Here is a 26,121-nt window from a genome sequence, read left to right as displayed (position 1 = left end):
GATCGCATGCGCCTCGTGCTTCAGCTTGTCGCCCGCCTGCTTCTCATCGTTACGCTGTGCCTCGGCGCGGCGACCGTTTGGGCCACGTTCGATGCCTATCGCAGCGTCGACCGGGCGACGGCGGCATCCGCGCAACGGGTCGCGCAGGCGCTTCAGGGCCTGTACTGGCACGAACTCTTGCTGCGCAGCACCAGAATGCGTGAGCATCTCATGCCGGTTCCGGAATGGCGGACGCTGGAAACGATGAAGCTGATCTCGCCCGGCGTCTGCGTCGAGTTCCAGCCGGCGACCGCATTCGAGAAGCCGCTCTGCGGCCAGAGCCAGGGGATCGGCCGGACGCCGCCGCGCTGGTTCGCCGCCATCGTTCCGACCTTCCTCGGCAGCCATGCGGAAGTGGTGCGGCCCGTCAGTCCGCGCGCCGCGGCCGCCGGCACGGTGGTTGCGACGCCCGACGAAGCCGCCGCGATCTCGCTCGCCTGGGAGTACATCCTCAACGTGATCGACGTCGCACTGCTGATGGCAGCGGCAATTGCCCTGCTGGCTTCACTGGCGATCGCACACACGCTTGCTCCGGCGCGGGCCATCGTGCTTGCCCTGCAACGCATGGCGCGCGGTCAGTATCGCACCAAGCTGCCGCGCTTCCGCTCCATGGAGCTCGCGATGATCGGCGGCGCCGTCGATGCGCTCGGCAACCGGCTGGAAGAGGCCACCGAGCAGCGCGCCGCGCTGACGCGGCGCCTGATCGAGATCCGCGATGACGAGCGGCGCGCGCTCGCCCGCGAGCTGCATGACGAGTTCGGACAAAATCTTTCGGCCATCCTGGCCTTCGCCAACACGATCGAGACTGCGAGCACACAGCAAGGCAAGGATAGCGGCATCGCCCAGGATGCACGCATGATCTCGCAGGCCACGCACCATCTGATGGCCTCGCTGCGCGATGCCTTGAGGCGGCTGCGCAATCCCCTGCCAGAGGAGCTCGGGCTCGAGGCGAGCCTCGTCAACCTCGTCGACAGCTGGCGCTCACAGAGCGCGACGCAGCCGACGATCCAGCTCGACCTCAAGGGCGATTTCACCGACATCAGCGGCCCGGCCGCCACGGCCGCCTATCGCGTCGCCCAGGAATGCCTGACCAATGCACTGCGCCACGGTGCGGCGCGCGAGATCTCGTTGCATGTCGAACGATGCGCCGGCGAGGACGGTGCGCTTCTGATCCGCGTCGAGGACGATGGCGGCGGCGATGCGGCACGCGTCGAGCAATCGGCCGGCTTCGGCCTCACCGGCATCCGCGAGCGCGTGACGGCGGCTGGCGGCTCGCTGTCGATCCTGCCTGCGAGGCGCGGGCTGAGTGTCGCCGCGACAATCCCGCTTGCCGCGTGAGGCCGTCATGAGCGAGGTCGCGGCAACAGGCATCGCGGTGCTGCTGGTCGACGACCATCCGATCGTCCGCCAGGGCTACCGGCGCGTGCTGGAAAGCCAAGGCGATCTCCATGTCGTCGCGGAGGCCGAGAACGCCGCGGATGCCTACGGCGCCTTCAAGATTCACGACCCCGATGTCGTCGTGATGGACATCTCGATGCCGGGCGCCTCAGGTCTCGAGGCGATCCGCAACATCCGCGCGCGCAATCCGCGGGCGCGCATCCTCGTCTTCACCATGCACAACGAGGCCGTGCTGGTGAAAGCCGCCTTCAATGCCGGCGCCGCCGGCTTCGTCACCAAGAGCAGCGCGCCGTCCGCCGTCGTCAATGCGATCCGAAGCGTCGCGCGCGGCGAGCGCGCCATGAGCGACGACATCGCCCATGTGCTGGCCGAGGACAGCCTGTCGGCGGGGTCCGTGCTGGACCAACTGGGCGAGCGCGAGATCGAGATCCTGCGGCAATTTGCCGGCGGCGCCACCACCGAGCAGATCGCCGCGCAGCTCAATCTCAGCGTCAAGACGGTGCAGAACTATCACTACCTGATCAAGACCAAGACCGGTGCGCGCACGGACGCGCAGCTCGTGCGGCTGGCGGCGGGCTGTGGACTCACGAGAATCTAGCAGCAGGACTGCCGCATTCCATCAAATGACAAGAAATTTCTCAATCCGTCGAGTGGACTGGAACGGAGGCTATTCTATCCCTGTTAGCGGAGTGAAGGAGTAGAGGGTCATGAGCAAGGGTCATCACAGGGCAGTCGCCCATTCCCCCATCATCACGGTAGGCGATCTCATCGATGAACTTTGTCGCCTGCCGGATACCGCCGTCGTTCACTTCCGCTGCCCTACGCTCGATCAGGAACTCACATTCGAGCGCCTTCGAAAGCGATCGAAGGACGACGTCGAGATCGCGATTGCCGTCTATCCGGAGAGTCCGCCGGTTGTGGCGGCGTCCGACGGCGCCTTTCAGCCACGAAGACACAATCCGTCCCCGCGCTCGCTTCGCGACGGCGCTATGCTTCAGAACAAACGGGTCAGCTAAGCGGAAATCTAGGCCTTCAAACCGCGCAGCAACAACGCGAGCGTCGCGTCCACACGCGCCGGCAGCTCGGCATCCTTCCACTCGTCGGCGTGGGCCGGATGATGGAAGCGGCAGGTCGCATCGAACAGCGCGCGTGCCGTCATCTTGACGTCGTCCACGGCGAATACACCCTGCTTGACGCCGTCGGCCAGGATCGCCGCGATCTGGTCGATCATGGTGTCCTTGTGGCATTTGACGGCCGCGCAGGCCTCGCGCGCCAGCGTCAGATAGGTCTCGAACATCTCGGGATCGTCGAGCACGCGCGAACGCTTGGCCGCGAACAGCGTGCGCAGCCAGCGGTCGAGCCGGTCAGGCGCAGGGCCCTCTTCCTTGGCGATCGCCAGGAGCGGCGCGTCGATGCGGTCGAGCCAGCGTTTGGCGACAGCCTCGCGCAGTGAAGCCTTGCTCGGGAAATGGCGATAGACGCTGCCGTGGCTCACATCGAGCGCACGCGCAACGTCGACCACTGTGGCCTTGGCAAGTCCGTAGCGCCGCAAGACGTCCTCGGTGACTTCGAGGATCCGCTCCGGCGTCAAAATAACGGCTTCGTTCATGCCAGCACCATGTTCCCGTTCGGGGCCCATTCATCCGGCGATCGAGCTGCTTCCGAAGCGCCCCTGCCGGTCGTTTCGGAAAGCTCTCGCCTAGAGCATGGTCCGGAAAAGTGTGTAGCGGTTTTCCGACAAGACCATGCTCAAATCTTAATGAGGCAGTTTTGCAGCCTGCGCCGCGATCTGGCGCGCAACCAGCAAATTGAGCCAATGCCCAATCGTCCCGGTGAAGTTGATGATTTCGGTCGTCATTGTCTTAAGTCTCCATTCCTCCGCGGCCCTCGCCCTAAAATGACGACCCTCGATCCGAGCGGTATTTCGGATGTCGGGCTCCCCTGGAGCTGACCACGAGACGCCCAATTGGAGCGTCCGGGAACGGATATACACGTCTCGCTGACAGATTTCAATATCTGTCAGTCAATGATCCGTGATTGACAGTTAATATCTGCAGCGGCGGCCTCCTCAAAAGGCTCAGGCTGGGTCCGGTGGATAGCCCGGCGATCGCCCTCGTTCCGGGCGCAGATCGTTTGTTTCGCCCTGCCCGCTCTGGTAAATCACGGCGTAAAAAGCATTTTGGCCGGTCGCCGCCCGCTGGGCCGCCCGCCCACCGTCCTGGAGCCGTCAGATGATCCCCCGCTATACCCGTCCCGAAATGGCCTCGATCTGGGAGCCGCAGACCCGGTTCAAGATCTGGTTCGAGATCGAGGCGCATGCGGCGGACGCCCTCGCCGAGCTCGGGACCATCCCCAAGGAGGCCGCCAAAACGGTCTGGGCCAAGGCCAAGGACGCCACCTTCGACGTCGCCCGCATCGACGAGATCGAGCGCGAGACCAAGCACGACGTCATCGCCTTCCTCACCCATCTCGCCGAGATCGTCGGCCCCGAGGCGCGCTTCGTGCACCAGGGCATGACCTCCTCGGACGTGCTCGACACCTGCCTCAACGTCCAGCTCACCCGCGCCGCCGACCTCCTGCTCGCGGACCTCGACAAGGTGCTGGCCGCGCTGAAGAAGCGCGCCTTCGAGCACAAGATGACGCCGACCATCGGCCGCAGCCACGGCATCCACGCCGAGCCCGTCACCTTCGGCCTCAAGCTCGCTTATGCCTATGCCGAATTCTCGCGCGCGAAAGAGCGCCTGATCGCGGCGCGGAAGGAAGTCGCGACCTGCGCCATCTCCGGCGCCGTCGGCACCTTCGCGCAGATCGATCCGCGCGTCGAAGAGCACGTCGCCAAGGCCATGGGCCTCGTGCCGGAGCCGATTTCGACCCAGGTCATTCCGCGCGACCGCCACGCGATGTATTTCTCGACGCTTGGCGTGATCGCCGCCTCGATCGAACGCATCGCGGTGGAAATCCGCCACATGCAGCGCACCGAGGTGCTGGAGGCCGAAGAGTTCTTCTCCGAAGGACAGAAGGGCTCCTCCGCGATGCCGCACAAGCGCAACCCGGTGCTGTCGGAAAACCTCACCGGCCTCTCCCGCATGGTGCGCGCCTATGTGACGCCGGCGCTGGAGAACGTCGTGCTCTGGCACGAGCGCGACATTTCGCACTCCTCGGCCGAGCGCATGATGGGTCCCGACGCGACGGTGACGCTCGACTTCGCGCTGGTGCGCCTCGCCGGCCTGATCGACAAGCTGCTGGTCTATCCCGCCAACATGCAGAAGAATCTCGACCGCCTCGGCGGCCTCGTGCATTCGCAGCGCGTGCTGCTGGCGCTGACGCAGAAGGGCGCCAGCCGCGAGGATTCCTACAAGCTCGTGCAGCGCAACGCCATGCCGGTCTGGCGCGGCGAAGGCGACTTCCTTCAGCTGCTGAAGAAGGACGCGGACGTGAAGAAGTATCTCTCGGACGCCGAGATCGAGGAGCAATTCGACCTCGGCTATCACCTCAAGCACGTCGACACGATCTTCAAGCGCGTGTTCGGCGAGAGCTGAACTTCCCGTCACTCCGGGGCATGCGAAGCGTGAACTATGGTGCGCCGCTGCGCACCCAGAGAATCTCGAGATTCGGGTCCGATGCTTTGCATCGCCCCGGAATGACGACAAAGCCCACAAGAAACGGATCCCCTCATGCCGATCGTCAATCGCATCGCCGCCCTCTCCGACGAAATGGCCGCCTGGCGCCATGACTTCCACGAGAACCCCGAATTGCTCTACGAAGTCCATCGCACGGCCGGCATCGTCGCCGACAAATTGCGCCAGTTCGGCTGCGACGAGGTGGTGACGGGCATCGGGCGCACCGGGGTCGTCGGCGTGATCCACGGCCGTAAGTCCGGCTCCGGCAAGGCGATCGGCCTGCGCGCCGACATGGACGCCCTGCCTATCATGGAAACCTCGGGCGTGCCGTACGCCTCGAAGGTGCCCGGCAAGATGCACGCCTGCGGCCATGACGGCCACACCGCGATGCTGCTGGGCGCCGCGAAGTACCTCGCCGAGACGCGCAATTTCGACGGCTCAGCGGTCATGATCTTCCAGCCCGCCGAGGAAGGTGGCGGCGGCGGCAAGGCCATGGTCGAGGACGGATTAATGACGCGCTGGAATGTCCAGGAGGTCTACGGCATGCACAACATGCCCGGCCTGCCCGAAGGCCATTTCGCAACCACGCCCGGGCCGATGCTCGCCTCCTCCGACAACATCCAGATCACCGTCTACGGCAAGGGCGGCCACGCCGGCGCTGGGCCGCACAAATCCGTCGACAGCGTCTTGATCGGCTCGCAAATCGTCAATGCTTTGCAGTCGATCGTCGCGCGCAACGTCGATCCGCTGAAGTCGGCGGTGATCTCGGTTACGCAGTTCCACTCCGGCACCGCCTTCAACATCATCCCGGAGGTCGCCGAGCTCGGCGGCACCGTGCGCACGCTCGACCCTGACGTGCGCGACCTCGTCGAGCGCCGCATTGGCGAAGTCGCCGACAGCATCGCCCGCGCCTATGGCGGCTCGGCCGAGACGAAATATACGCGGATGTATCCGGTGACGATGAACCATGCGCGCGAGGCCGGGCTTGCGGCCGACGTCGCCCGCGACATTGTCGGCGCCGATCGCGTCAACGACAAGTTCATCCCGATGATGGGCGCCGAAGATTTTTCGTTCATGCTGGAAGCGCGTCCCGGCGCCATGGTGCTGGTCGGCATGGGCGACGGCAACGAGTGCCACCACCCGGCCTACGTCTTCAACGACAACATCCTCGGCCACGGCGCATCATTCTGGGTACGCCTGATCGAGACGCGGATGCCGGCGAGTTAGTCCGCAACGCGCGTGCGACAAGGCGCAAGCCTTGTCTGCGCTCAGCTACGCCTGCACCACCTCGTGCCGCATCACGAACGGCGCGAGCAGCGTGTGCACCTCGCCGGCGACGGCCTCGCGCTGGTCCGGCGGCAGACCTGCAAGCGTGACGGTGGCAATCGAGCCGTGGCTGCCATGGGCGCCGACCTTCACCTTGCACTCGATGCCGCGCGCGACGAGCGGCGACAGCACCTTGGTGAACACGCGTTGCGCCGCATCCCAGCGGAGCTGCGGCTTGAACACCTTGCCAACCCCGGTCACCGGCATCGGATCGATCGGAATGACCTGCACCGGAACAGCCGCGCGCTCCGGCGTGCGCTCGCGTACCCAGGCTTCCAGTTCGCCCGGCTCGACGGATGCACCCGGCTTCAACTGTACGTAGCCCACCGGCAGCTCACCAGCATAGGCATCGGGCTGTCCGACCACGGCGGCGAAGCCGACGGCAGGATGGCGGAACATGATTTCCTCGATCGGGGCCGGATCGATGTTGTGGCCGCCGCGAATGACGAGGTCCTTGGCGCGGCCGGTGATCCAGAGATAGCCGTCCGCATCCAGCCGGCCGAGGTCACCGGAATTGACCCAGACCTCGTCGACGAAGGCGCCCCTGTTGTGGGCGTCGTTGAGATAGCCGCCGAACACGCCGGGCCCGGCCATGATGACGACGCCGATCTCGTCCGGCTTGCAGTCGCGGATCAATTTGCCGTCGGCATCGAGCTGCACGATGCGCACGCGGGAATAAGGCATGGGAAGACCGACCGAACCAAGCCGGATCGGCCGTGACGGATAAGCCAGCGTGTGCACGCTCGAGGTCTCGGTCATGCCGTAGACCTCGACCACCGGCAGATTGAGTTTGTCCTGGATCGCCGAGCCTACGGCAACAGGGATCGCCGAACCGCCGCCGGCGGCATATTTCAAACTGGAGATGTCGGCATTGCCCGGCGGCACCGCGAGCGCCGCGGCCAGTACCGTCGGCACGCTCGACAGCGCTTCCGGCCTGAAGCGCTCCACCAGCCCCCAGATGTTCTTCACCGAGTTCGGATTGCGCCAGCCGCTCGGCGACAGCACGACCAGCGAGCCGCCGCTGGACAGCGTCAGCAGCACCTGCGTCAGCGATCCGCCGACGTGAAACAGCGGCATGCCGAACAGCAGGTTGGCACCGGGCCTCGACTTCAGAAGCAGATTGAGCGCCCAGGCCTGATAGACTTGATTGGCGTGGGTGTGCCGCACCAGCTTCGGCGTGCCGGTGGTGCCGCCGGTGTGGAAATAGGCCGCGATGTCGTGGCCCGCGATCTTGCGCCCGCTGACAAGCCGGTCAGCCGGCTGCTGCTTGATCAGGTCGCTGAACGCGAAAATGCCGTTGGCGGGATCGCCGCCGCCCCCCACCTGCACGATCGCCTTGAGCTGCTTGAGCGAGGGGCGGATCTGCTCGACCTTCTGCCAAATGTCGGTGCCCGGCATCGGTCCAAGCGCCACCAGGATTTTCGTGTTCGCCGCTTCCAGAATTTCCGCGATCTGGTGCGGCTCGAGCAGCGGGTTGACCGGATTGGCGATGCCGGCGGCCTCCGCACCAAGCAGCGTCACGAAGGCATCAGGCAGCAGCGGCAGCATGAAGGAGATGACGTCGCCCTTCTCCGCGCCGAGTACGTGAAACATGTTGGCGGCCTGCGTGACGCGCGCGATGAGGTCGCGGTAGGTGACCACGAGTGGCGTGTCGGCCGGATCGGCGTTTTGCAGAAACTGGATCGCCGCCCCGTCGGGATTGCGCGCGGCACCGAGCTTGATGGCGTCGTAGGTGCTCTCGGCCGCGACCCGATCGGCATAAGGGACCTGCTCGAAGGCCCGGACTTCCGCGTCCGTCGCCAGGTCCGGATAGTCATTGCCGATAAATCGATCGAGTGCGTGGATGCCCGCCATGGAATACCGTCCTCCCTCAGATGTCGTCCCTCGCCGTCCGTCTTTTTGACATTTGGTTCGGCGGGGCCTCGACCGATGGCCGGTCGAGCCGGACCACAATGATGGATGATTTGGCGTTCGTCCATTGCCTGGAGGCAGTGACGATCAACCTCGCTTGGGCGACTTTTGAACCTGCCTGCTCGATCCGGTTACCAAGTACTGGCACCGGACTCATCTGCCAGCGTCCTGCCGCAAGACGTGAGGTGATCATGACTATGTCCCTGCGCAGCCGTGCCACACGGCGCATCCTTGCGCTCGCCATGACATCGATGATCTCGGCCTTGATGATCGCCCTGCCGCGCGCGGCGCTCGCGGAGAGCCAGCTCGACAAGATGCGCGCCAAGATCGCGGCCTTCGTCGGCGACAAGATGGAGAAGCTGGGCGGATCGCGCATCATCTACAAGGTGGACGGCGACACCTTGCGCGAGAGCGTCGTCACGGATCTGCGCGACGACGTCTACAAGATCTTGCACGACGGCCATATCGCTTTCTCAGATCTTGCGATCCGCAACGGCGGCGTCGATGTGAAGATCACGGACGCCAAAGGCCGCGACGAACTCGCACGCAAGCTCGCCTCGGCCGCCGAGGGATTGCCGTCGCATGCAGTTTCCGTGACCGACGGCGGCGACGGAGCGGTCCGGCTCGCGCCGACCGATGCCGCATCCAGGGCGCGACTAAACGAACTGGTCGAAGACTCCATCGCCATGGTCGAGCAGCGTCTCAAGGACGCCGATGTCAAGCCTGCCAGTGTTGTCCCTGACGGGACCGACCGCATCCGCATCTTCCTGCCCGGGGTGACGGACCCCGAACGGATCACCGGGATCTTTGCGCGGAAGGTCAAGGTCGGCTTCCGCCCGATCGATGTTTCGATGTTGCCGGAGCTGGCCCAATCCCGCACGCCGCCCGAAGGCTCCGAAGTTCTGCTCGGCTTCAAGGACAAGCGGCCCTATCTGGTCGCCAAGACCAGCCTGCTCGACGGCGAAGACATCAACTATGCCGCGCCCGGCTTCGCGACCGGCACGAAGGATCCGATCGCCCAGTTCCGCTTCAACGGACGCGGCGCACGACGTTTCGCCCACGTCACCGAAGAGAACGTCGGCAAGCCCTTCGCCATCGTGCTCGACGACAGAGTGATCTCGGCCCCCGTGATCCGCGAGCCCATCACCAGCGGCTCGGTCCAGATCTCCGGCAATTTCACTCTCGAGGAGGCCAACAGCGTCGCCATGCTGCTGCGCGCCGGCTCCCTGCCCGGGCACCTGACCCTCGTCGAGCAGCAGGTCATCCAGCCCGGCGCCAAGCCCTAGGATTTGCTGGGCGGCCTTTTTTGGCGCCGACCGCCTGCTCCGGATGCCAGGCTCTGCCCGCCGCGCCGGCCCGAATCACGGGATGCGCGGGAATCATGCGCGCGACCAACGGGCAATTGCCGAAACCGCCGATCAGGCTAAAATTTGCCCCTTGCGGCGGGGCGACCGAAGGCTTCATTTCAAGCGGTCGTCATTCGATGTCGGCTATACGTGCCGCGGATACCGACCAGGACTGAAGGCCTTACGCGGGGTTAGTACCATGCCGTCCGGCAGCGCAGACATTTCGTCCATCCTCGACCGCATTCTCGATGCGGCGACGGACAATCTCAGGATTGCGAAGATCCTGGTCCAGATGGGCCTCGACCCCAACAACGTCACCTGGGACGCGATCTTCAACCGGCTGCTCGAGATCTTCGTCCACAATATCACGCTGGCCAACATGTTCGCCGCGGTTGGCGCCGTCTTCTTCGTTGCCACGCTGCTGATGCGGACGATGGTGCCGCTGCGCGTCGCCAACATGATCGGTTGCGCTTTCTTTGCCCTCTTCGGCGCGCTCTCCGCCAACGTCTCGACGTTCCTGCTCTATCTGCTGTTGCTTCCGATCAACGCGCTTCGGTTGCGGCAGATGCTCAAGCTGGTCAAGAAGGCGCGCCATGCCGCCGAAGGCGACATGTCGATCGAATGGCTCAAGCCGTTCATGGCCGAGCGCAAATATCGCCGCGGCGACACGCTGTTCAAATTGGGCGACCCGGCCAAGGAGATGCTCCTCACGGTCACCGGCAGATTCCTGGTGAAGGAGATCGGCGTCGAAATCGGACCTGGCTCTCTCATGGGAGAGTTCGGCTTCCTCACGCCCGACAACCGGCGCACCGGAACGATCGAATGCATCGAGGACGGCCAGGTGCTGACGATCACCTATGACCGGCTGCTCGAGATCTACTTCCAGGATCCACAGTTCGGCTATTACTTCCTGGTGCTGACAAGCCAGCGCCTCTTGCAAAACATCGATCGCTTGCAGAAGCAGCTGGCCGCAGCACGGGCGGCGACCACGAACAAGATCGCCTGACCACGATTCAACCCAGCAGCAGCGCCATGCCAGGATCACCCTTCTCCATCGCGCGCCGGTAGGCCGGTCGCGCACCGATACGGCCGAGATACTTGACCACATTCGGGCAGCGCTGGAGATCATAGGGCTGGAAATACCGCATCGTGGTGAGCGAGAAGCCGATCATGATGTCGGCCGTGGTGAAGGTGCTGCCTGCCAGATATTCGGCGTCGCGCAGCCGCGCATCGACGAGGTCGAAAGCACGATCGACGCGCGCTTTGGTCGCAACCAGCATCGGATTGTCATCAGTGAGCTTGAGCCGGTTCAGCAGCATCAGCCGCCCCATGCCGGCTTGCAGCGTGCCGTTAGCGAAGTGAAACCAGTACAGGAACTGCGCAAAGTCGGGATCATCGGCGCGGAGCACGAGGCGACCGTTGCCATATTTGGCGATGATATAGTCGACAATGGCGCCGGATTCGGCGAGCACGAGATCGCCGTCGACGATGACGGGAGCCGCCCCGATCGGATGCAGCGCCTTGTAGTCGGGGGGCGCCAGCATGGTGACGGAATCCCGCGCGTAGCACTTCAACTCGTAGGGAATCCCGAGCTCCTCGCAGGAGCCAGACGATGCGTTCGGATTGCGATTTGCCGAGATGATGGACGGTGAGCATGGCGCCTCCTTGCGGCTGTAAATGGGATGAGCCGCGATGTCGCACCATACGATGTCATTGCGAGCGCAGCGAAGCAATCCAGACAGCCTCCGACAAAAAGATTCTGGATTGCTTCGCTGCGCTCGCAATGACGACGTGGAGAGAGCGCGCGCAAAGCTCCGCCCTCGTGCCGTCCCCTACCCCGCTTCATCCATCACCATGCGCGCCACGACACGGTCGCGGCGGACGAAGTGATGCCAGAGGGCCGCAACCACGTGGACCGCGATCAAGGCCAGCAGCACATAGGCGAGCAAGATGTGGCGGTCCTCGAAGGCATCCGCCGCCGCCTTGTCCGGAGAGGTGAATTGCGGCACGTGAAACAGGCCGAAGAAGTCCGAGTAGTTGGTCGCGCGCGCGCCCGAATGCGCGCAGCCCATCATGGCGACCAGGATCACCGTGAGATAGAGCGCGCCATGGCTGACATGGGCTGCGACCCTCTGCCAGCGCGAGGTCTCGATCGGCAGCGCCGGGGTCGGGTTGACCGCGCGCCAGACGATCCGCAGCACCGTCAGCAGCAGGATCACGTAGCCGATATCGGCGTGGATCGAGCGGTAGAAGAATTTGTCGGCGCGCGCCGGGATATGATTCATCCACCAGCCGAAGCCGAGCATGCCGATGATCGCGATCGCCAGGCCCCAGTGAAACCACCGAGCGACGCTGCCCCAGCCGGTCCTCGTGTTTCTGATCATGTGGGCTCCCGAGAATTTGCGGGTATCCCAACCGCAGCGCAGCACGGCTGATAGCGGAAACAGGCCGCAAAGGCGAAATTGAATCGCTCCAAACGTGGTGCCGGCCGCCCCCGCCGCAAAACCGCCCCAAAAACCGAATGGTAACCATGACGCCCTATGGTAGCCACGTGACCAATTCTCCGACGATCCTGGTATTCGATTCCGGTCTTGGCGGCCTCACCGTGCTGCGTGAGGTCGTGGCCGCACGTCCGGACGCGCATTTTACCTACGTCGCCGACGACGCCTTCTTCCCCTACGGCCATCACAGCGAGGACGAGATCATCGCCCGCGTGGTGCCGCTGATGGGGGAGCTGATCGGCGCCCATGATCCTGACCTCGTCGTCATCGCCTGCAATACGGCTTCTACCCTGGTCCTATCGCACTTGCGTGGCGCTTATTCCGTGCCCTTCGTCGGCACGGTGCCGGCGATCAAGCCGGCCTGCGCTCAATCGAAGAGCCGCCGTGTCTCGGTGCTCGGCACCAAGGGCACCGTGAAGCGCGAATACACCAAGGCGCTGATCCGCGATTTCGCGCAAGGCTGCGAGGTCACGCTGGTCGGCTCGCCCGAGCTGGCCTCGCTCGCAGAACGGGAGCTCGGCGGCCACGAGATCAGCGATGGCGACATCCTCGCCGAGCTTGCCCCCTGCTTCGTTGGCGATGCCGCGGACGCTGGCACGCGCACCGACACCATCGTGCTCGCCTGCACGCATTACCCGCTGCTGCTCGAGCGGATGAAGAAGCTGGCGCCATGGCCGGTCGACTGGATCGACCCGGCACCGGCTATCGCTCGCCGCGTCTCCGATCTGCTCGGTCCGAGCAGTGGCACCACCGTGCAGTCGGGTGCCGAGATGATCTTCACGTCGAACCGCGTGCATGGGCTTGGCCCGGCTTTGACGCCGTTCTTCGGCGGCCGCGCCGTCGCCTGACCTTGCGCCCCGGCGGCGCGCTGCTAGGTTCGCACCGTCGTCATCCTGCGCAAGGTCATTCCATGTCGGTCCCCGCCAAGCCGCTCAATCGCCTCCGCCAGATGTGGAGCGAGGGGCGCCCTGCCTTCGGCGCGATCGCGACGATCCCGAGCGTGCAGATGGTGCAGATCATGGCGCGCTCGCTCGACTGGATCATCGTCGACCTCGAGCATGGCCCGATTGGATTGACCGAGGCGCATGCGATGATCGCCGCGACGACGGGCACGCCCTGCACCCCGCTGGTGCGGATCGCGGCGAACGAGCCGTGGCTTGCGAAAGCGCCGATGGACATCGGGGCCTTCGGCATCAACTTTCCGATGATCACCAATCGCGACGAGGCCGAGAAAGCGGTGCGCAGCGTGCGCTATCCGCCACGCGGCGACCGGCTGTGGGGTCCGTTTCACGCGCCGTTCCGCTGGGGCCAGTCGATGCCTGACTACATGGCATCGGCGGACGACGAGATGATCTGCATGGTCACCATCGAGCATGTCGATGCCGTCAACCGCATCGACGAGATCATGGCGACACCGGGCATCGACGTCGCCGTCATCGGCCCCGGCGATCTCGCGACCTCCATCAACAAGCGCGGTCAGATGGACGATCCGGAATTGCGGGAGCTGATCGGGCGCGCCGAGGCCGGCATTCTCAAAAGCGGCGTGCCGATCGGCGGCGTCGCGCGCACCGCCGACCAGGCCAATGCCCTGATCGACCGCGGCTACCGCGCCATCGCGCTCGGCTTCGACTGGTCGCTGTTCCAGCGCGGCATCATGGCGGCCTTCGACGGGATCAGGCGCTGATTGATACCTGCCATCGCAGCGGCCGTCGTGCGCTATAGTCGGATTTCGACTTAAAGCATTGAAATTACTATATATTTACGCATTGAAAAGAACGGCCCGCCGGTGTCGACGTAAGGCGAACCAGCCGCCCCAAAGCGGGTTGGTTGTGCTAAAGCGAACGTGCGGGCGACCCGCTCGCTGCCCATATTTTCATCTCCGGGAACCGAAAGAGCGATGCGCGGGACGCCCAAGACCATTTCGCTGCCGCGCCGCCTGATTTGCGACCTGATGCGCGCCTCGATGGACGTGCCGTTCGTGTCCCTGTCGCGTTCCCTCAATATCCGCCCGCTGCTGGAGGCCCGCGCGGGGGCGATGGCGCCGGCCGGCTGGGCGGCCATGTTCGTCAAGGCTTTCGCGCTGGTCGCCAGGGACGAGCCGGTCCTGCGGACCGTCTATGCCAAATGGCCCTGGCCCTCACTCTATGAGCTGCCGAAGAGCGTGGCGCTGATTGCCATTGCCCGGGTCGAGGACGGCGAGGAATGCGTGATGCCGCAGCGGATCGCAGCCCCGGAGACCATGGCGCTGTCCGCGGTCGATGCCGAGATCCGGCGCGCCAAGACCGCCCCGGTCGACGACGTCCCGATGTTCCGCAAGATCATGCGGGCGACCCGGCTGCCGCTGCCGCTGCGGCGCCTCTCCTGGGCCGTGGGGCTCAATTTCGGCCGGCAGAGGGGTAACTGGTTCGGCAGCTTCGCGGTGAGCTCGGTGGCTGCCTATGGCGGCGGCGAGCTCCATCCGGTCACGCCCGGCCCCTTCATCGTCAGCTATGGGGTGGTCGAGCCCGATCAGACCATCCACGTCGTGATCCGCTGGGACCATCGGGTCACCGATGCGGCCCCCATCGCCCGGGTCCTGACCCGGCTGGAACAGGTTCTGAACACTGAAATCGCTGCCGAATTGCGCGCCGCTGGCCCGAAGCCGATCCGGGCCGTTGCGACCTGATTCCGGGGCCGTTCGCATTGACAGCGAACCCCAAACTCCCCTAAAAGCCGCCTGCTCGCGGGCCGATTTCGGCCCGCGAAGCGTTTCGCGACCCGTGGTCTAGTCCCTTAAGCTTTGGGGATTGGACCTGTCGGTGCCAGGATTAAGGCCTGTCACACAGGAGGGCGCGTTTCCTCATAACCATGCAACCGAAGAGGACGCGATGACTAAGCGCAGTGAGGCGAAGTACAAGATCGATCGCCGTATGGGCCAGAACATCTGGGGCCGCCCGAAGAGCCCCGTCAACCGCCGCGAATACGGCCCCGGCCAGCACGGCCAGCGCCGCAAGGGCAAGCTCTCGGACTTCGGCGTGCAGCTCCGCGCCAAGCAGAAGCTGAAGGGCTACTACGCCAATATCAGCGAGCGCCAGTTCCACGGCATCTATGTCGAGGCGAGCCGCCTCAAGGGTGACACCGGCGAGAACCTGATCGGCCTGCTGGAGCGGCGTCTCGACGCGGTCGTGTACCGCGCCAAGTTCGTCTCGACGATTTTCGCCGCCCGCCAGTTCATCAACCACGGCCACATCAAGGTGAACGGCCGCAAGGTCAACATCTCGAGCTACCAGGTCAAGATCGGCGACGTGATCGAGGTCAAGGAAGCCTCCAAGCAGCTCGCCCACGTTCTCGAAGCGAGCCAGCTCCCCGAGCGCGACACCCCCGACTATCTCGAAGTCGACCATGGCAAGATGACCGCGAAGTATGTGCGCGTCCCCGGCCTCTCCGATGTGCCGTTCCCGGTGCAGATGGAGCCCCATCTGGTCGTCGAATTCTATTCGCGCTAAGATCTGAATATCGAAAGGCCCCGGTTCGCCGGGGCCTTTTTGCTTAAGAGCCACATTTCAGTGGCCGCATTTCTGAGGAGCCGTCGCATGCTCTATACCCCTCCCCCCATCGATCCCAAGGCGCCGCCGGTACGCATCAATCTGCTCTCGGATACGCAGACCAAGCCGACGGCTGCGATGCGCGAAGCGATGGCGCGGGCCGAGGTCGGCGACGAGCAGGTTGGCGATGATCCGACCGTGAATGCGCTGTGCGAACGCGTCGCCGCGCTGCTCGGCAAGGAGGCGGCGGTCTACATGCCCTCGGGCACGATGTGCAACGTCACCGCGACGCTGGTGCATTGCCGGCCCGGCGACGAGATCCTGGCGCATGAGACCGCGCATATTATCGCCCGCGAAGGCGGCGCGCATGCTGCGATCGGCGGCTTCCAGGTCACGCAACTGAAGGGCGCCGATGGCCAGTTCACGCCGGAGACGCTTCGCAAGGCACTGCATCCGCGCACGCGCTACCAGCCGCCGCAGACGGTCGTCAGCGTCGAGCAGACCGCCAATATCGGCGGCGGCACGATCTGGAAAAAGGCCGCGCTCGACGAGATTGTCGCGATCGCAAAACAACATGGCCTCGTCACCCACATGGACGGCGCGCGGCTGCTCAACGCCACGGTCGCGAGCGGCATCTCCCCGCGCGACATGACGGCAGGCTGGGACTCGGCCTGGATCGACTTCTCCAAGGGTCTCGGTGCGCCGATCGGCGGCGTGCTTGCTGGTACCCGCGAATTCATCGACGCGGTCTGGCAGTGGAAGCAGCGCCTCGGCGGCTCGATGCGGCAGGCCGGCATCTGCGCGGCCGCCTGCATCTACGCGCTCGACCATCATGTCGATCGCCTTGCCGATGACCACGCCAATGCGCGCGCGCTCGCCCGCGGGCTATCGCAGATCGCAGGCATCGAGGTGCAGGAGCCCGAGACCAATCTCGTGTTTTTCAAGCCGGACGGCGCCGGCGTGCCCGGCGACAAGATGGTCGCGGCGCTGCGCCGACGCGGCGTGACGCTCGCGATGATGGATGGCCGCATCCGTGCCTGCACCCATCTCGACGTCAATGCGAGCCAGATCGAGGAGACGATCGGATACGTGCGCGAGATCGTGCGCGGGGCGTAGCCAAAGCGTTTTCAAGCGAAGTGGATACCGGTTCGCGTCAAGAAAACGCGTCAAGCTAAGAAACTACCGCGCCAGCGCCGCGTAGACCAGCCGCTTCAGCTCGTCTTGGATCGGACCGCGCTGCGATGGCGATTGCATCATGCAGATCACGAACATGTCGTCGGCGGGATCGATGAAGAAGAAGGTGCCCCCGACACCGTCCCAGCGATATTCGCCTGCCGGCAGCGGGCCGCTTGCGATCGTGCGCACGGCAAAGCCGAGACCAAAGCTGCTGTCGCGCCCCGGAAAGTAGAACTCGGGATTCTTCCCGACCCCAGTCCCTTCGAGCTGGTCCGAGGTCATCAGCGCAAGCGTCTCGCGCCTGAGATAGCGGTGGCCCGCGAGCTCGCCGCCGCTGAGCAGCATCTGCGCGAAATGCGCATAGTCTCGAATCGTGCCGACCATGCCGGCGCCGCCGGATTCCCAGCGACGCGGCGCGGTCGCTTCCGTGATGCCGGCGACGGGCCGGTCGAACCAATCGCCGGGCAAGGGCTCGGCGATCAGCGGCCGCTTGGCCTCCTCAGCGACGAAGAATGCCGTATCCCGCATCCCCAGCGGATCAAGCAGCCGCTGTTTCTCGAATTGATAGAGCGACAGGCCGGATACGACCTCGATCACCCGACCGAGCACGTCGGTGGAATGGCCGTAGTCCCAAACTGTCTCGGGCTGCTCGGCCAGCGGCAGCCGCGCGAGCCGCTCGACGAATTGAGCGTTATCGGGGTCGCCGTCGAACAGGCCGGCCTGCGCATAGAGCTTCCGCACGGGACTGTCGCCGTAGAAGCCATAGGTGATGCCGGCGGTATGGCGAAGCAGGTCGCGCACCGTGATCGGCCGGGCGAGCGGCTGCAGCGCCAGCTTGCCGTCGGCCTGGGGGATGCCGACCTGCACGTCGGCAAAGGCTGGAATGTATTTCGCGACGGCATCGTCGAGCGCGAGCTTGCCGTCGTCCACCAGCATCATCGCCGCCACCGAGGTGATCGGCTTCGACATCGAATAGAGACGAAAGATGCTGTCTTCCGTCATCGCCTGCCCCGCCTTCACGTTACGCAGACCGAAGCTCTCGGAGAGCACGGGCTTGCCGTGCTGCTGGACCAGCAGGACGGCTCCCGGAATCCTGCCGGCGGCGACCTCGCCGCGGAAAAACGCGCTGACGCGCGCAAGTCCCGCAGCCGTGAAGCTGCGGCCGATCGGCATTTCGGCGCGGACCGGCCGCGCCGCACCCATCAGCAGGACAAGCGCGGCAACGAAGACGACCCTGGCGAGAGCCTCAGTTCTCCATGGCCTCATAGATCAACTGCTTCAGCGTCCGCTGCACGCGCTGGCGCTCGCTCGGCGTCTGCTCCAGCAGGACGAAGAACATGTCCTGCTTGGGATCGATCACGAAATAGCAGCCGGAGGCGCCGTCCCATTTCAGCTCGCCGAGATCACCGGGCGGCGGCGGCTTGGCATTGCCGGGATCGGTGCGGACCGCGAGCCCGAGACCAAAGCCGAAACCGTCGCCGGGGAAATAGAAATAATCGCGGTCGACGCCCGAATTCGGTCCGATCTGGTCGGTCGTCATCAGCTTGAACGACTCGGGCTTGAGAATCGTCTTGCCGTCGAGGCTGCCGCCGTTGAGCAGCATCTGCGCGAAGCGCTCATAATCGGTCATGGTGGTGACCATGCCGCCGCTGGCGAACTGGATCTTCTTGACCACCGTCGGATCGTTGATCCGGCCGACGCGGAAGTCGGCATCGTTCGGCACCGGCTGCGCCAGCAGCTTCTGCTTCTCGGGGTCGGTGACGAAGAAGCCGGTATCGACCATGCCGAGCGGGTCGAGCAGCTTCTCCCGCATGATGTCGATCAGCGGCTTGCCGGCCGCGATCTCCATCACACGCGCCAGGACATCGGTGGAATGGCCATATTGCCACAGCGCGCCGGGCTGGTTGTGCAGCGGCAGCTTGGCGATGCGCTCGGCGAACTCGGCCAGGTCGAAATCGCCGGCATAGATATTGGCGGCGCGATAGGCCTGGCGCACCAGGCTGTCGCCGTAGAAGCCATAGGTGATGCCGGAGGTCTGCGTCATCAAATCGTGGATCGTGATCGGCCGGTTAGGCGGCACGAGCTCGAGCGACTTGGTGCCGTCCTCGGCTTTCTTCTCGACGCCGACCTTCACATTGGCGAAGGACGGGATGTATTTCGAGAGTGGATCGTCGAGCTTGATCTGGCCGTCCTCGATCATCTTCACGGCGACGACGGACGTGATCGCCTTGCTCATCGAGAACAGGCGGAAGATCGTCTTGTCGGTGATCGGCGCCTTGCTGACCACGTCCTGCACGCCGAAGGCCTCGTGGTAGACCGGCTTGCCGTGCTGCTGGATCAGCACGGTGGCGCCGGCGATCTTGCCGGTCGCGACCTCGTTCTTGAAGAAGTCACTGACCTTGGCGAGCTTGTCCTGGTTGAAATGGGCGCCGGCCGGAATCTCGTAGGTGCCTTCCGCGCGCGCCAGCGAGATCGCGCCGAACGACAACAATGCGCCGCAAACCAGCGCCCGCAGTCCAGACTGTAAAATCATATCCCCTCCCCGGAACATGGTCTGGCGGAGTGTACTGGCCGCGCCATCAGGCACAAGGGCTGCCGTAGCGCGCCAAAATATCCGTATGGAGCGCGGCGCTTGTCTCGGAGAAACAACAAAATATGACGTGGGCCACCAGCGGCGCAGCCGGCAGCGCTTCGATCGTCGCATGGACTGCGATCTTCGCGGCCTGGTCGGCCGGGAAACGATACACACCGGTCGAGATCGCGGAGAACGCCAGCGAGGTCAGCCCATTGGACTGGGAAAGCTCCAGCGCGCGGCGGTAACAGGAGCGAAGTGCGTCCGCCTCGCCGCGAGTGCCGCCATACCAGACGGGACCAACCGCATGGATCACATGGCGGGCGGGCAGAAGGTAGCCCTTCGTGATCTTGGCATCCCCGGTCGGGCATCCACCGAGAGTCTGACATTCGGCAAGAAGCTCGGGGCCGGCAGCGTCATGGATTGCGCCATCGACGCCGCCCCCGCCAAGGAGCGACGTGTTGGCCGCGTTGACGATGGCGTCAACGCTCAACGTGGTGATGTCAGCAACGATGACCTCGAGCTGGACGCCGCCGATCCGGCGTGTCAGCGCGGTCACGCGTCAGGCCGCGACGACGACGCCCTTCTCGGCGAAGAGCTGCTGCAATTCGCCGGCCTGGAACATCTCGCGGACAATGTCGCAGCCGCCGACGAACTCGCCCTTCACGTAGAGCTGCGGGATGGTCGGCCAGTTCGAATATTCCTTGATGCCATTACGCAGTTCGGCGGATTCGAGCACGTTGAGGCCCTTATAGCCGACGCCGACGTGGTCGAGGATCTGGACGACCTGGCCCGAGAAACCGCACTGCGGAAATTGCGGCGTCCCCTTCATGAACAGAACCACGTCGTTCGACTTCACTTCGTTGTCGATGAATTCCGCGATGCTCATATCCGTGTCCTTCTGGGGCAGAGCCCTCACCAATCAATCCGGGCCGGCTCAGCCGATCTAACCCGATACCTGCCCATATATGTAGCCCAAACCGTTGTGCGTCCAAAGTAAAATGGCGGCGAACGGGCCAAAAGGGGCCATCCGGTGGCAGGGCCTATGCCCCAAGCCCATTGCATGATGACACGAATATCATCACCGGAGAGGACTTTCATACCGTAACGGAACCCCTATCTAGGACGAACCTTGGTTTTGGAACCTGGGTTCGCCAACAACGTTCTCTTGTCCTGTCTGGAGAAAAACGTGACGAAACAAGCCTCCGCTGCGGCCGCCCCCTCGCTTTCGTCACCGTCCTCCGATTCAGGTCGCCTCGCCCGGCGCTTGGAAGAGGCATTTCTCGCGGTTCGCAACGAGACCGAACACCGGGCCGCGCCGCTGTCGCCCGAGGACCAGCAGATCCAATCCATGCCCGATGCGAGCCCCGCGAAATGGCACCGGGCCCACACCACGTGGTTCTGGGAGCAATTCCTGCTCGGTGAGCACGCCCCTGGCTACCGGCCCTTCCACTCCGATTTCGCCTTCCTGTTCAATTCCTATTACGTCAGCGCCGGCCCCCGCCATGCCCGCAATCATCGCGGCGACATCACCCGGCCCAGCGCCGACGAGGTCGGCGCCTATCGCCGCTATGTCGATGCTGCAGTCGTCAAGTTTTTCCGGGAAGCGGGCGAGGACAAGCTTCGTGAGGTCGCGCCGCTGGTCGAGGTCGGGCTCAACCACGAGCAGCAGCATCAGGAATTGATGTTCACCGACATCCTGCATGCCTTCGCGCAGAACCCGATCTATCCGGCCTACGACGCGAATTGGCGTTTTCCGACCGCGACGCGCACGGGCGACGACTGGCTGACGCTCAACGAGGGCATCCATACCGTCGGCCACATCGACGACAGCTTCCATTTCGACAACGAGAAGCCCGCACATCGCGCCCTCGTCGGCCCCGTCAAACTCGCCCGCAATCTCGTCACCAACGGCGAATGGCTCGCCTTCATGCGCGACGGCGGCTACCGGACCGCGACGCTGTGGCTGATGGACGGCTTTGCCGCCGCCAGCAAGGAAGACTGGCAGGCTCCGGGCCATTGGCGTGAAATCGATGGCCAGTGGCACCTGATGACGCTTGCCGGCGTCAAGCCGGTCGATCCCGACGCAGCGGTCTGCCACATCAGCTATTACGAGGCAGACGCGTTCGCGCGCTGGGCCGGGAAGCATCTGCCGACCGAGATGGAGTGGGAGGTCGCGGCGCGCGCGGGCCAGCTCAACGACGCCTTCGGCATCGTCTGGCAATGGACGCGGTCGTCGTATTCGCCCTACCCCGGCTATCGCGCCATCGACGGCGCACTCGGCGAGTACAACGGCAAGTTCATGGTCAACCAGCTGGTGCTGCGCGGCTCCTCGCTGGCGACGCCCGAGGGTCACAGCCGCGTTACATACCGCAACTTCTTCTATCCGCACCACCGCTGGCAGTTCACGGGGTTGCGGCTCGCTGACTATTTCTAGTTCTCATCCGACGACAAATGCGCGCCGGACAGCGCGTTCAGGAGAGTATCATGAATGTGCACGCCAGCGCTTTGGCCGAAGCCCATCTTCCCGACGAGCAGACGACCGCCTTCGCCCGCGAGGCCATCGGGGACCTCTCGCAGCAGCCAAAAAAACTGTCGCCGAAATATTTCTATGACGCGGCCGGATCGGAGCTGTTCGAGGCGATCACGCGGCTGCCGGAATACTATCCGACGCGCACCGAGCTATCGATCCTGAAGGAGCGCGGCCGCGAGATCGCAAAGATCATTCCGGAGCATGCGGCGCTGGTCGAGTTCGGCGCCGGCGCGACCACGAAGGTCCGTCTGCTGCTGAACCAGTCCAGGTTTGCGGCCTATGTGCCCGTCGACATCTCCGGCGACTTCCTCCAAGCACAGGCGAACGGGCTGAAGCGGGATTTCCCCTCCCTTGGCATCTTTCCGGTCGCAGCAGATTTCACCACGCCGTTCGAGCTGCCGAAGGCCGTTGCATCCATGCCCAAGGTCGGCTTCTTCCCGGGCTCGACCATCGGCAATTTCGAGCCGGAGGAAGCTCAGGCGTTCCTGAAGAGCGCCCGCCAGATCCTGGGCACGGGCGCGCAGATGATCATCGGCGCCGACCTCGAGAAGGAGGAGCGCCTGCTCCACGCCGCCTACAACGACGCAGCCGGCGTTACCGCGCGTTTCAACCTCAATGTGCTGGTGCGGATCAACCGCGAGCTCGGCGGCAATTTCGACCTCTCCGCCTTCACCCACCGCGCGATCTACAATCACGCGCGGCACCGTATCGAGATGCACCTGATCAGCCGCAAGAGCCAGACCGTGCGCCTGCTCGGCACCAGCTTCTCGTTCAAGCCGGGCGAAAGCATCCACACCGAGAACAGCTACAAGTACAGCATCGAGCGCTTCGCCGCGCTGGCGCAGGGCGCCGGCTGGCGGGTGCGCGAAAGCTGGACGGACGCAGCGAAGATGTTCTCGGTGCACGCACTGGAGGCGGCGGAGTAAACGCTCCGCGCCTCAACGTTCCTCGGCTTCCTCCACCTTCGACCCCAGCGACACCGACTCCCACACCGCGACGACGATCATGATCACGCTGGTTGCGACCGACAGCCAGAGTGGCGGCAGGTCGGCGGCGAACCACCACAGCGCCGCGAGCGCGATGATGCCGACGCCGTGGGAGAGCTGGAGGAAGCCGCGGATCGAGTGCTTGAACAGGATGGTGCCGACCAGAAACACCAGCGGACCGCCGATCGTGCTGACGATGGTGCGGACGTCGGAATGGCCGGAAGGATGCTTCAGCACCAGTTCATCGGAGACCGCGGTCAGGATGATGCCGGCGACGATCGGCATGTGCAGATAGGTATAGGCGAGCCGCGCCAGGCGACCGGATTCGGCGGATTTCGAGATGCGCTCGGAGCCGGCCTCCGCGCCCTTGTGGAAATAGACCCACCACATCGCGATGCTGCCAACAAGGCACGAGACGAACGCCAGGATATTGTCCGCAGTCCAGTCCAGCTCGGCAAAGGTCGCGCCGTTGACGACCACGGCTTCGCCCAGTGCAATGATGATGAAGCCGGCGCAGCGTTCGGCCATGTGGCCGCCCTCGACGGCCCAGGCCTCGACCGACGAGAAACCCAGCTTCGGCACCCAGAAGCGCACTGCGGGCGAGATGTATTCCCAGGTGACGGCGGCGATCCAGAGCCATAACCGCGTCTCGCCTTCGGAAATACCGCCTGCGATCCACAACACCGCCGAGATCGAGAGCCAAACCAGGATGCGGATTGCGTTATGCCGGACGGCCGTGCGATGGCGCGGCGTCGCGAACAGCCAGAAAGCGGTCCGACCGACCTGCATGGCCGCATAGGCGACCGCAAACCACAGGCCTCGTCCTTCGAAGGCGGTCGGGATCGTCGTCGACAGCACGAGGCCGCCCAGCATCATCAGGAAGATCAGGATGCGGACCGGCGTCAGCTCGGGATTGAGCCAGTTGGTGACCCAGGCCGTGTAGACCCACACCCACCACACCGCCAGAAACAGCACCGTGACGTGCACGGCACCGAGCGGCGTGAAGTGGTTCAGCAGCGTGTGCGAGATCTGCGTGACGGCGAAGACGAAGACGAGGTCGAAGAACAGCTCGGCGTTGGTGACGCGGCTGGGCTGGTTCGGCACGATCACGCGAAACATCGCGCCGCGCGAATTGTCCGCAGCCATCATCGCTCCCGTCGCGCGATCAGGTCAGGTACGTTGAGGTCAGGTGCCCGGTACCCCGGTTTGCAAAGCCAGCGCATGCAGCACACCGCCCATCTGGCCCTGCAGGGACCGATAGACGATCTGGTGTTGCTGGACGCGGGACTTGCCGCGGAAGGATTCCGAGATCACGGTCGCGGCGTAGTGGTCGCCGTCGCCGGCGAGGTCACGGATGGTCACCTCGGCATCGGGGATCGCTGCCTTGATCATCGCCTCGATATCGTGGGCGTCCATGGGCATTCTGGTCTTGCTCCTGTCTCATCGAATCGTGCCGGCGTCCCCGGGCCGGCAGGGCCAAACTTAGCGTGAACGGCCTTCTACGTCACGCCTTCCGGCACTATATCCCTGATCCCATCAGGATAAAGGCACGACAAAGTGCCGCGCGCGGCAGAATGAACGAAAAGGCGTGAAATCATGAAACTTCCAGGCCCCGACCATCCCATCACGATCACCCAAAACCCCCGCCGCGTCCGCGTTATGGCGGGCGATACCGTGATTGCCGAGAGCACCAGGGCGCTGACGCTGAAAGAGGCCAGATATCCGGCGGTGCAATATCTGCCGCGGGAGGACGCCAACATGGCGTTGCTGGAGCGCACCGAGCGCACCACTCACTGCCCCTACAAGGGGGACGCCAGCTATTACAGCATCAAGGCCGACGGCAGGACGCTCGACAACGCGATCTGGACCTACGAGACGCCGTTCCCCGCGATGACGGAGATCGCGGGTCATCTGGCCTTCTATCCGGACAAGGTGAAGATCGAGGAAGTGGCTTGAGCAGCCGCCGCTCAGTTCTTGGCGGCCTGCTCGACATCAATCCGGGTCCAATTGCCGGCTTCGGCGACCCAAAGCGCGGTGGTGCCAGCTTCCCTTTTCCCGTCATGGGTCGGCATTGAGGTCGTTGCGTAGGCGATGACACCATCCTTCTCGGCAAGGTAGGCCCAGTGCTCGCCTTCCGAGGGACCATACGGAGAAGCGAGAACCTTCGTCCATCCCTCCGGGCTTAGCGTAAAGATCCCCGCGCCGACAAAGCTCGCCGTCAACTTGTCGACAGACGTCCGTGCGATGGCTTCGCACGGCCCTGGCGTTTCAAGCACGACGGCGCCGATGTCATCGAGCCGAACGAGTTCGCCCTTGTCGCCTCTTGCGAAGATTCCATCCGCCGTTCCCAAGACCTGCCTCGGCCGCGCCAACGGCAAGGTCCTGGCCTCGCTCCAGCCATCTCCGCCTCGCCAGTAGTACGCATAGTCACAGGGTAAAGGCCCTCCGAAGCAAGACCCCAAGCGCATGATGCGCGCTTCCCGACCGCGAAAAAAAGCCACGCCGACGGACCCGCTGTATTCCGGTGCCGCCGGCGACGATTCGATGGACCACCGGTCGGGTGGCTTCCAGGCCCAGACATGATCAGCTCCAATCAGACGCGGGCCCGTCGAATCGGACGTCACATGGAAGCCTTCGGCCATGTCGCGGCGGGTATAATAGCCATAAGCATTCGGCGGGGGCGGAAGAGCGACAGGATGCCAACCGGCGTCATCAAGGCGTCGCAGGACGCCATCGTGGACGTGTTGAATCCATAGGCTCGTTTCGTCAAACCACGGCCCCTCAACGACATCGTCACTCGGATACCAAGTATGCAAAGACTTGATGCTGGTACCCTGTAGCTCGATGAGCCCGATGTTGGTCGCGACATAGAGCCGGCCTGCACCAAATGCGAGTCCTGAGAAGCCAAAACGGGCGTAGCCGGAAAGGGACGCGATGCGCTTGATGATTTCCGGCTGCGGCTGCGTTTTGCCCACAGCCGTGCCCTGCTGATCAGCCGCCTCACCGCAGCTCGCCGACGCAACTGTAAGAAGACATGCCACCCCGAAGCACAGCCCGACGGGCACGGACAATACCGTCCCAATCCATGAAAATATCCGCCCCATCGGTGTTCGTCAGGCTCATTCCAGGAAAAGCACTCAACCAGAGATTATCTGGATTTGCTGCCTCTTGCCCAGTGGCAAGGCACCA

The 26,121-nt window shown here is 64.3% G+C and carries 26 protein-coding genes and 1 pseudogene; 15 read left to right on the top strand and 12 right to left on the bottom strand.

The genetic code is table 11. From position 1 onward, the window contains the following. The first annotated feature begins 6 nt into the window (after nt 1–6). The 3 genes from XH89_RS12860 to XH89_RS12850 all read left to right on the top strand — a co-directional run bounded on the left by XH89_RS12860 (nt 7) and on the right by XH89_RS12850 (nt 2,453). On the top strand, nt 7–1,377 hold the full coding sequence (locus XH89_RS12860; RefSeq protein ID WP_194467408.1) for a sensor histidine kinase: 1,371 nt from the start codon (nt 7–9) through the stop codon (nt 1,375–1,377). A gap of 7 nt (nt 1,378–1,384) precedes the next feature. Beyond that, nucleotides 1,385–2,035 carry a response regulator transcription factor gene (locus XH89_RS12855; protein WP_194467407.1) on the top strand — a complete coding sequence of 217 codons (651 nt, stop codon included), beginning with the start codon at nt 1,385–1,387 and terminating at the stop codon, nt 2,033–2,035. Between the two features lie 109 nt (nt 2,036–2,144). Next, on the top strand, nt 2,145–2,453 hold the full coding sequence (locus tag XH89_RS12850) for a hypothetical protein (RefSeq protein WP_194467406.1): 309 nt from the start codon (nt 2,145–2,147) through the stop codon (nt 2,451–2,453). A gap of 8 nt (nt 2,454–2,461) precedes the next feature. Here the strand turns inward: XH89_RS12850 and XH89_RS12845 are convergent, their stop codons facing one another. Next, a complete protein-coding gene (locus XH89_RS12845) occupies nt 2,462–3,046 on the bottom strand; it encodes a TetR family transcriptional regulator (RefSeq protein WP_194467405.1) in 585 nt (194 codons plus the stop codon). 622 nt (nt 3,047–3,668) lie between these two features. On the opposite strand from XH89_RS12845, the gene purB reads away from it, so the two are divergent. After that, nucleotides 3,669–4,976: an adenylosuccinate lyase gene (gene purB / locus XH89_RS12840; protein WP_194467404.1), complete on the top strand. Its 1,308-nt coding sequence runs from the start codon at nt 3,669–3,671 to the stop codon at nt 4,974–4,976. A gap of 135 nt (nt 4,977–5,111) precedes the next feature. After that, nucleotides 5,112–6,284 carry a M20 aminoacylase family protein gene (locus tag XH89_RS12835; RefSeq protein WP_194467403.1) on the top strand — a complete coding sequence of 391 codons (1,173 nt, stop codon included), beginning with the start codon at nt 5,112–5,114 and terminating at the stop codon, nt 6,282–6,284. A 45-nt stretch (nt 6,285–6,329) separates the two neighbouring features. On the opposite strand, the gene XH89_RS12830 is transcribed toward XH89_RS12835, so the two are convergent. Continuing rightward, nucleotides 6,330–8,237, bottom strand: a complete 1,908-nt coding sequence (locus tag XH89_RS12830) for an acyl-CoA synthetase (protein WP_194467402.1) — start codon at nt 8,235–8,237, stop codon at nt 6,330–6,332. 16 nt (nt 8,238–8,253) lie between these two features. Beyond that, nucleotides 8,254–8,487: a hypothetical protein gene (locus XH89_RS12825; RefSeq protein ID WP_194467401.1), complete on the bottom strand. Its 234-nt coding sequence runs from the start codon at nt 8,485–8,487 to the stop codon at nt 8,254–8,256. Between XH89_RS12825 and XH89_RS12820 the strand changes: the two genes are divergently transcribed. Together XH89_RS12820 and XH89_RS12815 are read left to right on the top strand one after the other, a co-directional pair. Continuing rightward, nucleotides 8,486–9,580 carry a preprotein translocase subunit SecD gene (locus XH89_RS12820; protein ID WP_194467400.1) on the top strand — a complete coding sequence of 365 codons (1,095 nt, stop codon included), beginning with the start codon at nt 8,486–8,488 and terminating at the stop codon, nt 9,578–9,580. The genes XH89_RS12825 and XH89_RS12820 overlap by 2 nt on opposite strands. 259 nt (nt 9,581–9,839) lie before the next feature. Further along, nucleotides 9,840–10,646 carry a Crp/Fnr family transcriptional regulator gene (locus XH89_RS12815; RefSeq protein WP_194467399.1) on the top strand — a complete coding sequence of 269 codons (807 nt, stop codon included), beginning with the start codon at nt 9,840–9,842 and terminating at the stop codon, nt 10,644–10,646. A gap of 7 nt (nt 10,647–10,653) precedes the next feature. On the opposite strand, the pseudogene XH89_RS12810 reads toward XH89_RS12815, so the two are convergent. Both XH89_RS12810 and XH89_RS12805 read right to left on the bottom strand, forming a co-directional pair. Then, nucleotides 10,654–11,296 (bottom strand): annotated as a pseudogene (locus XH89_RS12810) (glutathione S-transferase family protein). 176 nt (nt 11,297–11,472) lie between these two features. Further along, nucleotides 11,473–12,024, bottom strand: coding sequence for a cytochrome b (locus tag XH89_RS12805; protein ID WP_194467398.1), 552 nt, complete (start codon nt 12,022–12,024; stop codon nt 11,473–11,475). A 167-nt stretch (nt 12,025–12,191) separates the two neighbouring features. On the opposite strand from XH89_RS12805, the gene murI reads away from it, so the two are divergent. From murI to XH89_RS12780, 5 genes are all read left to right on the top strand, one after another. Continuing rightward, entirely contained in the window at nt 12,192–12,989 is a 798-nt protein-coding gene (gene murI / locus XH89_RS12800; RefSeq protein WP_194468464.1) for a glutamate racemase, read from the top strand. A gap of 62 nt (nt 12,990–13,051) precedes the next feature. Further along, nucleotides 13,052–13,825, top strand: a complete 774-nt coding sequence (locus tag XH89_RS12795; RefSeq protein WP_194467397.1) for an HpcH/HpaI aldolase/citrate lyase family protein — start codon at nt 13,052–13,054, stop codon at nt 13,823–13,825. A 213-nt stretch (nt 13,826–14,038) separates the two neighbouring features. Next, on the top strand, nt 14,039–14,806 hold the full coding sequence (locus XH89_RS12790) for an acyltransferase (protein ID WP_194467396.1): 768 nt from the start codon (nt 14,039–14,041) through the stop codon (nt 14,804–14,806). A 202-nt stretch (nt 14,807–15,008) separates the two neighbouring features. Continuing rightward, entirely contained in the window at nt 15,009–15,626 is a 618-nt protein-coding gene (gene rpsD, locus XH89_RS12785) for a 30S ribosomal protein S4 (protein ID WP_128965520.1), read from the top strand. 87 nt (nt 15,627–15,713) lie between these two features. Further along, nucleotides 15,714–16,781 carry a low specificity L-threonine aldolase gene (locus XH89_RS12780; RefSeq protein ID WP_194467395.1) on the top strand — a complete coding sequence of 356 codons (1,068 nt, stop codon included), beginning with the start codon at nt 15,714–15,716 and terminating at the stop codon, nt 16,779–16,781. A gap of 63 nt (nt 16,782–16,844) precedes the next feature. Here XH89_RS12780 and XH89_RS12775 read toward each other — a convergent pair whose 3' ends face one another. The 4 genes from XH89_RS12775 to grxD are packed head-to-tail and all read right to left on the bottom strand — an operon-like array spanning nt 16,845 to nt 20,302. Continuing rightward, the gene (locus XH89_RS12775) at nt 16,845–18,107 is read right to left on the bottom strand and encodes a serine hydrolase (protein WP_194467394.1); all 1,263 of its coding nucleotides are present in this window, start codon (nt 18,105–18,107) and stop codon (nt 16,845–16,847) included. After that, nucleotides 18,088–19,374, bottom strand: a complete 1,287-nt coding sequence (locus XH89_RS12770) for a serine hydrolase (RefSeq protein WP_194467393.1) — start codon at nt 19,372–19,374, stop codon at nt 18,088–18,090. Before XH89_RS12770 ends, XH89_RS12775 begins: the two co-directional genes overlap by 20 nt. Before the next feature lie 46 nt (nt 19,375–19,420). Next, on the bottom strand, nt 19,421–19,972 hold the full coding sequence (locus tag XH89_RS12765) for an O-acetyl-ADP-ribose deacetylase (protein WP_194467392.1): 552 nt from the start codon (nt 19,970–19,972) through the stop codon (nt 19,421–19,423). A gap of 3 nt (nt 19,973–19,975) precedes the next feature. After that, entirely contained in the window at nt 19,976–20,302 is a 327-nt protein-coding gene (gene grxD, locus XH89_RS12760; protein ID WP_194467391.1) for a Grx4 family monothiol glutaredoxin, read from the bottom strand. Nucleotides 20,303–20,551: 249 nt separating this feature from the next. Here grxD and egtB point away from each other — a divergent pair, with 249 nt between their 5' ends. Together egtB and egtD are read left to right on the top strand one after the other, a co-directional pair. Continuing rightward, nucleotides 20,552–21,850 (top strand): ergothioneine biosynthesis protein EgtB, encoded by a 1,299-nt coding sequence (egtB, locus tag XH89_RS12755; protein ID WP_194468463.1) that lies wholly within the window; start codon nt 20,552–20,554, stop codon nt 21,848–21,850. A 50-nt stretch (nt 21,851–21,900) separates the two neighbouring features. Next, a complete protein-coding gene (egtD, locus tag XH89_RS12750) occupies nt 21,901–22,872 on the top strand; it encodes an L-histidine N(alpha)-methyltransferase (protein ID WP_194467390.1) in 972 nt (323 codons plus the stop codon). A 12-nt stretch (nt 22,873–22,884) separates the two neighbouring features. On the opposite strand, the gene XH89_RS12745 is transcribed toward egtD, so the two are convergent. Together XH89_RS12745 and XH89_RS12740 are read right to left on the bottom strand one after the other, a co-directional pair. Then, the gene (locus XH89_RS12745; protein ID WP_194467389.1) at nt 22,885–24,078 is read right to left on the bottom strand and encodes a low temperature requirement protein A; all 1,194 of its coding nucleotides are present in this window, start codon (nt 24,076–24,078) and stop codon (nt 22,885–22,887) included. Nucleotides 24,079–24,117: 39 nt separating this feature from the next. Continuing rightward, the gene (locus XH89_RS12740) at nt 24,118–24,354 is read right to left on the bottom strand and encodes a BolA family protein (protein WP_015685068.1); all 237 of its coding nucleotides are present in this window, start codon (nt 24,352–24,354) and stop codon (nt 24,118–24,120) included. A gap of 174 nt (nt 24,355–24,528) precedes the next feature. On the opposite strand from XH89_RS12740, the gene XH89_RS12735 reads away from it, so the two are divergent. Further along, nucleotides 24,529–24,888, top strand: a complete 360-nt coding sequence (locus XH89_RS12735; RefSeq protein ID WP_194467388.1) for a DUF427 domain-containing protein — start codon at nt 24,529–24,531, stop codon at nt 24,886–24,888. Between the two features lie 11 nt (nt 24,889–24,899). Here XH89_RS12735 and XH89_RS12730 read toward each other — a convergent pair whose 3' ends face one another. After that, nucleotides 24,900–25,907, bottom strand: coding sequence for a hypothetical protein (locus tag XH89_RS12730; protein ID WP_194467387.1), 1,008 nt, complete (start codon nt 25,905–25,907; stop codon nt 24,900–24,902). Nucleotides 25,908–26,121 lie beyond the last annotated feature (214 nt).

This window comes from Bradyrhizobium sp. CCBAU 53340 (assembly GCF_015291645.1).
GTDB lineage: Bacteria > Pseudomonadota > Alphaproteobacteria > Rhizobiales > Xanthobacteraceae > Bradyrhizobium.
Note: the sequence above shows the minus strand (reverse complement) of the source record. Positions and strands in the feature narration are given on the sequence as shown.